The 9,861-nt window shown below is 72.1% G+C and carries 8 protein-coding genes; 2 read left to right on the top strand and 6 right to left on the bottom strand.

Annotated features, from left to right (window positions below; all coding sequences use genetic code 11):
• Positions 1–162: 162 nt before the first annotated feature.
• Complete coding sequence (locus VFE05_05740; GenBank protein HET6229564.1) at positions 163–915, bottom strand: protein phosphatase 2C domain-containing protein; 753 nt, start codon at positions 913–915, stop codon at positions 163–165.
• The gene (locus VFE05_05735; GenBank protein HET6229563.1) at positions 912–1,478 is read right to left on the bottom strand and encodes an FHA domain-containing protein; all 567 of its coding nucleotides are present in this window, start codon (positions 1,476–1,478) and stop codon (positions 912–914) included. Before VFE05_05735 ends, VFE05_05740 begins: the two co-directional genes overlap by 4 nt.
• A gap of 176 nt (positions 1,479–1,654) precedes the next feature.
• On the opposite strand from VFE05_05735, the gene VFE05_05730 reads away from it, so the two are divergent.
• A complete protein-coding gene (locus VFE05_05730) occupies positions 1,655–3,367 on the top strand; it encodes a diguanylate cyclase (protein HET6229562.1) in 1,713 nt (570 codons plus the stop codon).
• Between the two features lie 403 nt (positions 3,368–3,770).
• On the opposite strand, the gene VFE05_05725 is transcribed toward VFE05_05730, so the two are convergent.
• From VFE05_05725 to idi, 3 genes are all read right to left on the bottom strand, one after another.
• The gene (locus tag VFE05_05725; GenBank protein HET6229561.1) at positions 3,771–4,778 is read right to left on the bottom strand and encodes a M23 family metallopeptidase; all 1,008 of its coding nucleotides are present in this window, start codon (positions 4,776–4,778) and stop codon (positions 3,771–3,773) included.
• A gap of 348 nt (positions 4,779–5,126) precedes the next feature.
• Entirely contained in the window at positions 5,127–6,449 is a 1,323-nt protein-coding gene (locus tag VFE05_05720; protein HET6229560.1) for an amidohydrolase family protein, read from the bottom strand.
• Positions 6,450–6,676: 227 nt separating this feature from the next.
• A complete protein-coding gene (idi, locus tag VFE05_05715) occupies positions 6,677–7,219 on the bottom strand; it encodes an isopentenyl-diphosphate Delta-isomerase (protein ID HET6229559.1) in 543 nt (180 codons plus the stop codon).
• Positions 7,220–7,440: 221 nt separating this feature from the next.
• Here idi and VFE05_05710 point away from each other — a divergent pair, with 221 nt between their 5' ends.
• Complete coding sequence (locus VFE05_05710; protein HET6229558.1) at positions 7,441–8,955, top strand: M28 family peptidase; 1,515 nt, start codon at positions 7,441–7,443, stop codon at positions 8,953–8,955.
• Positions 8,956–9,180: 225 nt separating this feature from the next.
• On the opposite strand, the gene VFE05_05705 is transcribed toward VFE05_05710, so the two are convergent.
• On the bottom strand, positions 9,181–9,861 hold a 681-nt coding region (locus tag VFE05_05705; GenBank protein HET6229557.1), incomplete at its 5' end, for a hypothetical protein.

Raw genomic sequence — 9,861 nt, 5'->3', positions numbered from 1 at the left:
ATCGAACCGCGCTCGTCGTATCGGGCGCATCTCGATTCGCATCAACCATCTACGTATCCTGAGAGGGATCGGATGCGATGAATCGCACCCCTACGGGCGCCACCAGATTCGCGGGGCGGAGGGGATACTGCGCATCTATCGAACGACCCGCTGTTTGGTGCGCTAGGACGTGCCGTCGAGGATGCGGACGAGGACGACGGTGATGTTGTCAGTGCCGCCGCGGCCGTTGGCGGCGTCGATGAGGGCGGTGACCAGCTCCTCCAGCCGCACCTCGGCGCTCAGGATGCGGCGCAGGCGCACGTCGCTGACCATGCCCGTGAGCCCGTCGGTACACAGCAGGATCAGGTCGCCGGGCAGAAGCTCGCCCGCGACCAGGTCCGGCGTGGCGCGCGAGTCGGCACCCAGCGCGCGGGTGATCACGTGCGCGAACCGGTGCGTGCGCGCGCCCGAGCTGGAGAGGCGGCCGGCGTCCACCTCGTCCTGCACCCACGTGTGGTCGCGCGTGACCTGCCCCAGCCGGCCGCCGCGCATCAGGTATGCGCGGCTGTCGCCGACGTGCCCCATGAGGTAGGCGCCGGTGGTGGATACCGCGAGGGCGATGAGCGTGGTGCCCATGCCCCGCGTGTTGGGGTCCTCCTCGCACCGCGCGCCGATGGCGGCGTGCGCGGAGTGGAACGACTCGGTGAGCGCCTGGGTCAGCCCGTCACCGTCCAGCCCGCCGTCCACCCCGCGGACGAGCGCCGAGCCGACCGTCTCCGCCGCCAGGGCGCTGGCGATCTCGCCCGCGGCGTGGCCGCCCATGCCGTCCGCGACCAGGAAGAGGCCGCGGGCGGCGTCCACCAGGTACGTGTCCTCGTTGCCCTGGCGCACCCGCCCCACGTCGGTGGCGGCGGCCACTTCCCAGCGGATGCTCACGAACGCGCCGGAGGAGCCTGGGTGATCGGCGCCGCCGCGGGGTGCGAGGCCGGTACGGGGCGCGGCGCGGCGGCCTGACCGCGGAAGAGCAGCAGCCCCGCGATGGCGAGCGCCAGCAGCACCAGCACCACCAGCCACACGGGGAAGCGGAAGCCCGGCTTCTCCTCCTTCAGCGTGGTCCCTTTGGGCGGCGGCACGAACGAGGCGCGCGCCGCGGCGGGGTCCGCCGCTTCGATCGCGCGGAAGAGCAGCGGCACGCCGCCCAGGCGCACGCTGGCGCCGTACGGCAGCGGCGTAGGCACGTGCGGCGCGAGGCGCACCCCTTCTACCGCGGTGCCGTTCGTGGACTCCAGGTCGGTGATGCGCCAGGCGCCGGAGTCGTACTCCAGGCGGGCATGCTGGGCCGAGACGGAGTCGTCCGCCAGCACCACGTCGGCCTGCGCGCTGCTCCCGATGGTGACCAGCGGGGAGGGCACGGCGATCTTCTCGCCGTAGCGCGGGCCGCCCTTCATGGAGAAGAGCGCGAGGGCGCCGGGCGGGGTGCCCTCCGCGGGAATGGACATGGGTTCGCTGCTCCTGCCGAAGAGGCGTCGGGCAAAGGGGTTGGCACGTGCGGGCAACGTACCGCGGCCCGTTCCGCCCGGCAAGGAGCGTTCCGGCGGCGAGGCGCCATTGACCTTTACGGGAGCCGCCGGTATTCTAGGAGGTCGCGTCCCCCCGTATCTCTCGGCAGGCCTTCTTGCTGACCCCTCTCCTCCTGGGCCTCGCCCTTCTCTCGGGCCCCTCCCGCGCACCCGCGCCGCCGCCACCACCGCCGGTAACTTTGAACGGCGCCTGGAAGTTCCGCCCGGGCGACTCGCTCGCGTGGTCCTCGCCGGCGCTGGACGACCGCGGCTGGGCGACCATCGCCGTGCCCGGCGAGTGGGAGGACGAGTTCCCGGGGCTGGACGGCTTCGGCTGGTACCGTCGCACGGTGGAGATCCCCGCGGACCTGCGCGGCGAGCCCATCGGCCTGCAGTTCGGCGCCGTGGGAGACGCGTTCGAGGTGTACTGGGACGGCGTGCCCATCGGCGGGCGGGGGCACCTGCCGCCGGACTTCGAGGAGGGCGTGGACCGCGGGCTCATCTACGTGCCCGCGAGCGCGCTGGCGGCGAGGCCCGACGGCCCGCACGTGCTGGCCGTGCGGACGTACAACGACTACGCGTACGGCGGGCTCATGGGCGGGGTGAAGCTAGGGCGCTACGACGTCCTGGCCAGCCGCCGCTCGCCCGGCGACATGATCATCGGCGCACTGGTGTCGTTCTTCCTGGCCATCGGCGCGTACCACTTCGCGTTCTTCCTGCGCCGGCGCGCCGCGCGCGAGAACCTGTACTTCGCGCTGGTGTGCACGCTGGTCGCGCTGTACGGCGCCACGTTCTCGCCGGTGTTCGACGCGGTGCTGGTGCCGTACGCCAACCCGTACCGCGTGGGGCTGCTGGGGATATTGGCGGCCGGGCCGGCCTTCCTCGCGCTCGTGTACCGCATGTTCGACCTGCGGTTCGGGCGCGCGGAGTGGGCCGTGGCGGCGGTGTACGGCGGGTCCGTGGTCCTCGCCGCGGTGCTGCCGCTGGGCGAGTTGGCCGAGCTGAACCGCTGGATCGACGGCTTCACCGTGATCGGCTTCGTGGCCATCGTGGTGCGCGCGGCACTGGCCGCGGAGCCGCACCGGCCGCACGCGCGGCTGCTGGTGGTGGGCACGGCCGCGTTCGCGGGCACCATGACGTACGACCTGGCCAGCGAGTACTTCGACTCGGTGCCGGTGGCGCACGTGCTGCCGGGCGTGTCCAGCATTTTCTGGCTGGGCTTCCTGGTGTTCGTGCTCACGGTGGGCATCGCCACCGCGGGCAAGTGGGCCTCGGCCGAGGTGACGGCGCTCACCGACCCGCTCACCGACCTGGCGCGCCGCCACGTCTTCGAGGACGCGCTGCGCCACGAGGCCGCGCGCCTGCGCCGGCACGGCGGCTCGCTGGCCGTGGTGATGATCGACCTGGACCATTTCAAGCGCATCAACGACACGCACGGCCACCGCGTGGGCGACCAGGTGCTGGCCCGCGTGGGCCGCCTGCTGCGCCACAGCGCCCGCAACATCGACCTGCCGGCGCGCATGGGCGGCGAGGAGTTCGCGGTGCTGCTGCTGGATACCGGCCGCGACGGCGCGCTCTCGTTCGCCGAGCGCTTCCGCGAGCAGCTGCGCGACCTTCAGGTCGTGGTGCCCGGGGCCGTGGTGACGGTCACGGCCAGCCTGGGCATCGCCGTGGGCACCGAGCTGGTGGACCCCGAGGAGATGATGGAGGCCGCGGACCGCGTGCTGTACCGCGCCAAGAACGAGGGCCGCGACCGCCTGGTGGAGATCTCCCTCACCGCCTCCGAGCCCCGCTGCCCCGAGTCCGCCAAGCGCCGGAACCGCGGGTAGGCGCGCTTCCGCCACCACGAAGCGGATACACCCTCTTCCACGACCACGTGGAAGAGGGTTTTTGTTTGGGCGCCGTTTGCCGTAACTCGGTGGATCAGCGCGGGTTCGTCACGGGTTCGGTAGATACAGGCGGCGTGAAAGACCGTCCGACGTGGAAAGGCGGAGGGCGAAAGCGCGAGAAACCGTTCCGCGGTTCGCTCCCGGGATCACGCCTCGCCACGGGACCACCGACCGTCATCTCCCGAGAGAAGACGATCTACCAGCCCAACAAAAACCCTCCCCCAGGCAGTTTTGGGGGAGGGTCGGCGAGCCTAAGCGAGGCGGGGAGGGGGCCCAGCCACCGTCGCATTCACATGCGACGGATCGCACTCCTGAATGCCGGAATTCCATCACCGGCTTGGATTTACATCCCCTGCCGCCAGGCGGACACGACCGTGGGGGCGCGGGCGAGGAGCTGGCCGAGCTGGTGGCGCTGGGTGAGCCAGGTGGGGTCGTAGCCCACGTCGTGCGCGGGGCCTTCCACGGGCGAGACGCCCTGCGGGTCCACGGGCAGGCCCTTGCGGCGCACCTCGTAGTGCAGGTGCGGGCCGGTGGCCAGGCCCGTCATCCCCACGTACCCGATCACGTCGCCCTGCCGCACCTCCGCCCCGGCGTACACGCCCGGCGCGATGCGGGAGAGGTGGCCGTAGCGCGTGGCGTAGCCGTTGGGGTGCTGCACCTCCACCATGTTGCCGTAGCCGCCGCGCGGGCCCGCCAGGCTGATGCTGCCGTCGCCCGTGGCGTGCACCGGCGTGCCCATGGCCGCCGCCAGGTCCAGCCCCAGGTGCGGCAGGATGCGGTGCAGGATGGGGTGCATGCGCGCCGACCGGAACGTGGACGTGATGCGCATGACCGGCAGCGGCGACGCCCACACCGCGGGATCGAGCGAGCGGCCCAGGTCGTCGAAGTACCCCGGCTCCTCGCCGTGCTCGTACAGGAACACGGTGTACATGCCGCCGCCCACCGCGGCCTCGGCGGCGAGGACCTGGATGGAGCGCGTGGTGCCGTCCGGCCGCAGCGTGCGCTCGTACGCCAGGCGAAGTCGTCCGCCCTCCGCTAAGCCCTTCTCGCGCAGCAGCGGCAGGTAGATCTTGTCCAGGTGCCGCCCCACCATCTCGCGCTCGGACTGCGACAGGTCGCTCGCGAGCGTGCTGAGCGCGTCGGTGAAGGTGCCGCGCGCGTAGCCGCCCACGAACAGCGTGTCCGTCTCCATCGTCCGCGCGGCGACGGGCTGGAGCAGCGGCGGCGGCGCGTCTTCGTCCGTGGTGCCGGCGCTGGCCCACGCGGCGGCGCTGCCCAGCGCCAGGACGGCGCCGGCCAGGGCGATGATGCGGGGGATGGCGAGCGAACGTGCGCGCCGTCGCGAGGTCATGGGCAAAGCGGGTCCGCCGGCAGGAGCCGGTCTGGAGGGACTACGGTGTGCGGGGTTGAGGTAAAATAGCCACCTTCGCCCGGAAGCGGAAGCGGCACCATATCTTGCACGATCTGCAACCCCTCAGCGTCGCACATCTCCTATCCAGCGAGACCGATGTGGAGAGCCGATTTCGCGCCGATGTCGCCGATCGGGACGCAGCCGCAGACCGGTAGGGTCCGACCTGCGTGTCGGACCGTGGGGCCGCAGCGACGCCGCAGAAACCCGGACGTGATCACGGCGGAAGCGCGGACGCACCCGCCAGGTGCGCCTAGGCCAAGTCTTTGAATCTACAGAGGTTGGGAACATCTACTGCGTGGGCGAGTCCTCGGCGCCGGGGCCGCGGTAGACCTTGCCGCCCTTCATGACCAGGCGAACGCGGCGGAGGGCGGAGACGTCGCGGGTGGGGTCGCCCTCCAGCGCGACCACGTCCGCCAGCAGGCCGGGGCGCAGCGTGCCGACCTGCCCGTCGATGCGGAAGACGCGGGCGTTCACGGCGGTGGCGGCCAGCAGCACCTGCGCGGGCGTCATTCCGTACTCCACCATCAGCTCCATCTCCCGCGCGTTGTCGCCGTGCGGAAAGACGCCCACGTCGCCGCCCATGCAGATGGTGACGCCCGCATCCAGCGCGGCGCGGAAGCTCGCATGCTTCTCGCGGATCTCCGCCGGCTCCGGGTCCACGCCTTTGCGCCAGCCGCGGTACGTGCGCACCGCCTCGCTGGCGGCCACGGTGGGACAGAGCGCCACGTCGTGCGCCTTCATCAGCCGGAAGATCTCGGGCGTGCCTGCGTTGCCGTGCTCGATGGTGCGGACGCCGGCCATCACCGCGCGCCGCATCCCCTCGGGCGTGCTGGCGTGCACGACGACCGGGCGGCCGGCGTCGGTGGCCGCAACGACCGCGGCCTTCATCTCCGCCTCGCTGAAGGTGGCGCGCGAAGGCTCGCCATCGCCCCACCGATAGTCGCCGTACAGCTTTACCCAGTCCGCGCCCCGGGCGATCTGCTCGCGCACGGCGCGGGTGACGCCCTCCACGCCGCTCGCCTCCTGGGCGCCCTGCGGAACGTCGACGTTCGACGCGAAGCCCTTGGGCCCGTACGCGCCCGTCGCCACGATGGCGCGCGTGACCACGATCATGCGCGGCCCCGGCACGATTCCCTGCGCGATGGCCTGCTTGAGCGCCACGTCGCTGAAGCCGGCGCCCTCGGTGCCCAGGTCGCGCGTGGTGGTGAAGCCGGCCATGAGCGTGGCGCGGGCGCCGGCCACTGCGCGGGCGGTGCGGAGCGCTACGTCCTCGCGCAGCACCTGGTCGTCCCAGCTCGTCTCGTTGTACGGGTGCAGGAAGAGGTGCGAGTGCCCCTCGATGAGGCCGGGCACCAGCGTCGTTCCCGGCAGGTCCACCACGCGGGCCCCGGCCGGCACGCCCACCTGCGCCGCCGGCCCCACCGCCTGGATGCGCTCGCCGCTCACCAGCACCACCCACCCCTCGTGCGCCTCGGCCGACATCGCATCGAACACGCGCGCCGGCCTCAGCAGGGTCATCCCCGGCGGCGCGCTCGCGGTGGCCGGCACTTGGGCGCGTGCCGTGACGGAAGATGCAAGGCAGAGCAGCACTGCGAGGGCGATGCGGCGCATGGTGGAGTGCGGAGTTTCGGTGGATGACGGGCGAGCGGCGTGGGTGCCGCAACATGCGCGGCGAGCCCTGATGCCGCAACGGCGACCGGATCGGGAGATGCGCGGCAGGTAGATTTCGGCTGGGCGCAACAGGCGAGCTTGAGGAGGATGCGCGGCGGTGGGCTTCGGAAGCTGGACCCGCGTGAGACGCGGGACGAAGTCTCGGCGCGATTCCGGCCGAGCGTGAATCAGTCGTCCGCGGCGGCGCGGACGAGGTCGAGGCCGTGGGCGAGCACTTCGCGAAAGGCGGCACGGAACCAGAAGGTGAAGCGCTCCGGATGGGCATCCATCTCCGCGCGGAGGTCGTCTACATCGGCCCAGCGCCAGCCTTCCACCTCGGCGGGGTTGGGCTGCGGCGCGCCGTCGAAGCGGCCCACGAAGACGTGGTCGTACTCGTGCTCGGTGAGGCCCATCCCCACGTCCGCGTGGTAGACGAAGGTGAAGGCGGAGTGGAGGTCGCACCGGAAGCCCATCTCCTCGTCCAGCCGCCGCAGCGCGCCGGCGGCGGCGTCCTCGCCCGGGCGCGGGTGGGAGCAGCAGGTGTTCGACCACAGGCCACCGGAATGGTATTTGTCCGCCGCCCGGCGCTGGAGCAGCATCCGCCCGACACGGTCGAAGACGAAGACCGAGAAGGCACGGTGCAGCGCGCCGTCCAGGTGGGCGCGCATCTTCTCCACCGTGCCGATCTCCACGTCGTCGGCATCCACCAGCACGACTCTCTCGTCCGCCACGCTCAAAAGCTCGCTCCCGTTCTCATCTCACGAATCCAAGGTCCGCGCCTTCTACACCGCATCCCGCGGCTCGGCACCACGTTCGTCACCAGTCGCGCATCGTGCCCGATCCGCCGAAATCGCCGCATCGGCCCTGTCCGCCGCCGGAACGCTTCGTGCGGCCGGGCGCGGGACGGCCGAGGCGCCGCATCGCATCTCCATCATCATCCCATCGAAATACCATGAACCGACTGCACATCTCTACCGCGGCGGCCGTCGTGCTCCTGTGCGTGCCCGCGGCCGGGCGAGCGCTGCAAGCGCAGGCGTCCGCGCGCGACCGGCTTCCCGCGGCGATGGCGGCCATCCGCGAGGCGGACCTGCGGCGCGACCTGTTCGCCATGTCGGGCGACTCCATGCGTGGGCGCGAGGCAGGTACGCTGGACGAGATGCGCGCCGCGGTGTGGGTGGCGGACGCGGCGCGCGCGGCGGGTTTGCAGCCGGCGGGCGATAACGGTACGTACTTCCAGTTCTTCCCCATGCACCGCGTGCGCCTGGCGGATGCGAGCCGCGCCACGCTGGGCAGCCGGCAGCTCGCCCTGTGGCGCGATGCGCACGTCTTCGCGCCCACGGACGCGGCGGTGGACCTGCCCGTCGTGTTCGTGGGCGAGGGGCGCGAGGCGGACGTGGCGAGCCTGGACCTGCACGGGAAGGCGGTGGCGGCGGTGCTCTCGCCCGCGCGCGACACGCCGCCCGCGTGGATCAGCCTGTACGGGCTGCGCTACGCCCGGGCGGCCATCCGCGAGCGGGCGGCGTTCCTCACGCAACGCGGCGCGGCGGCGGTGATCCTCGTCTCCGACACGGCCAGCGAGCGGGCGTGGGGCATCTTCGGCGCGGCGCTGCGGCGGGGTACGTACGGGCTGGACACGGCGGGGGTGGACCAGCGGCCGAAGCCGACCGTGCCCGTCATCTGGCTTCCCCGCTCCGCGCTGGACGAGGTTCGCGCGCCCGGCCAGCGGCTCGTAGCGACGTTCTCGACGGAAAGCTATTCGTACCCGTCCGTCAACGTGGTGGCGCGTGTGCCGGGCACGGACCCGCGGCTGCGCGGCGAGAACGTGCTGTTCAGCGGGCACCACGACCACGACGGCGTGCGCTTTCCCGTGAACGGCGACTCCATCTACAACGGCGCGGACGACAACGCGAGCGTGAGCGTGGCGCTGCTCGCCATCGGGCGGGCGTTCGCGCGGCAGCCGGGGCGGCGATCGGCGCTGTTCGTGTGGCACGGCGCGGAGGAGCGCGGGCTGCTGGGCTCGCGCTGGTACGCGGACCATCCCACGGTGCCGAAGGCGTCCATCGTCGCGGTGCTCAACGGCGACATGATCGGGCGCAACAGCCCGGACAGCGCGGCGCTGCTGGGCACCACGCCGCCGCACCGCAACTCCGCACAGCTGGTGGAGATGGCGATGCGCGCCAACCGCCTCACCGGTGGCTTCGCCATCGACACGTCGTGGGACAGCCCCACGCACCCGGAGGGCTGGTACTTCCGCAGCGATCACCTGCCGTACGCGCGCGCCGGCATCCCGTCGCTGTTCTTCACCACGCTGCTGCACCCGGACTACCACACGCCGCGCGACGAGCCGCAGCGCATCGACATCGCCAAGCTCGCGCACGTGACACGGTGGATGTACGCCACCGGCTGGCTCGCGGCGAACGCGGCGGACCGGCCCGCGGTGGATGCGGGGTTCAAGCTGGAGCGGTGAGGGCCCTCACCCGGCTCGTAAAACTCGCCTGCCCCCCCCCGCAAGCGGGGGAAGGCACGGCTTCCACGGCTGCCGGGGCTGCCAGGCTTTGCGAGTAGCCTCCTCGCTGCTGGTCGGATGGCGGACTTGCGCTGCGCGCTGCGGGGGGGGAGGGTTGAGCGACATCGGTGCGGGGGGAAGCCTCGGCCGGGCAATCGCGAGATCGCCGCCGCCCGCCCGACGATCCTACCGCATTCCCATCGACAGCTCGCTCGCCTGCGGCGTCTCTGGACGCGATGCGGCGAGGCGGCGCAGCTCGGCGGCGACGCGGGCGATCACCGGCTCCCAATCTCCCGGCCGGTCCTGGCGGAAGAGGCGCATGGTGGGATACCACGGCGAGTCGTCGTGGCCAACCATCCAGCGCCAGTCCGCGTCCGAGTGGAGCAGCGTCCACACGGGCATCCCGAGCGCGCCAACGAGATGGGCGGGCATGCTGTCTACCGTGACGACCAGGTCCAGGGCGCGTATGACGGATGCCGTCCGCAGCACGTCGTCGCTGCCGGAGAGCACGCCGAAGCCGGGCGGCAGCTCGTCCAACGCGGGGCCTCGCTGAAGGATGTGCAGCGTGACGCCGCCGATGTCCCCCAGCTGCACGAGCAGCGGAGACGGCACCGAGCGGCGGTCGTCCCAATCGCCCGCGCGCCAGACGAGGCCGACGGCGAGGTTCCCATCCCCCGGCAGCTTCGCCTTGGGCGCGTGGATGTACGGCACGCGTGCGGGGATGGTGTCCAAAGTCGAGCGGAAGAGGTGCGGCAGCTCCATCACCTCGACGTCCACGTTGTACTCCGCGTCCGGCGCGCCGTCGTGCAGCGGGAGCAGGCGGTGGATGCCGCGCACCGAGCGCAGCAGCGGGATCAGCGCCGGCTG

The sequence above is a fragment of the Longimicrobiaceae bacterium genome (assembly GCA_035696245.1).
Lineage (GTDB): Bacteria > Gemmatimonadota > Gemmatimonadetes > Longimicrobiales > Longimicrobiaceae > DASRQW01.
This window is presented reverse-complemented; position numbering and strand designations above follow the sequence as displayed.

Excerpts from the sequence above, each read along its gene's own strand:
- VFE05_05735 (HET6229563.1), bottom strand. The coding sequence starts at position 1,478 with ATGTCCATTCCCGCGGAGGGCACCCCGCCCGGCGCCCTCGCGCTCTTC.
- VFE05_05720 (HET6229560.1), bottom strand. The coding sequence starts at position 6,449 with ATGCGCCGCATCGCCCTCGCAGTGCTGCTCTGCCTTGCATCTTCCGTC.
- VFE05_05710 (HET6229558.1), top strand. The coding sequence starts at position 7,441 with ATGAACCGACTGCACATCTCTACCGCGGCGGCCGTCGTGCTCCTGTGC.
- VFE05_05725 (HET6229561.1), bottom strand. The coding sequence starts at position 4,778 with ATGACCTCGCGACGGCGCGCACGTTCGCTCGCCATCCCCCGCATCATC.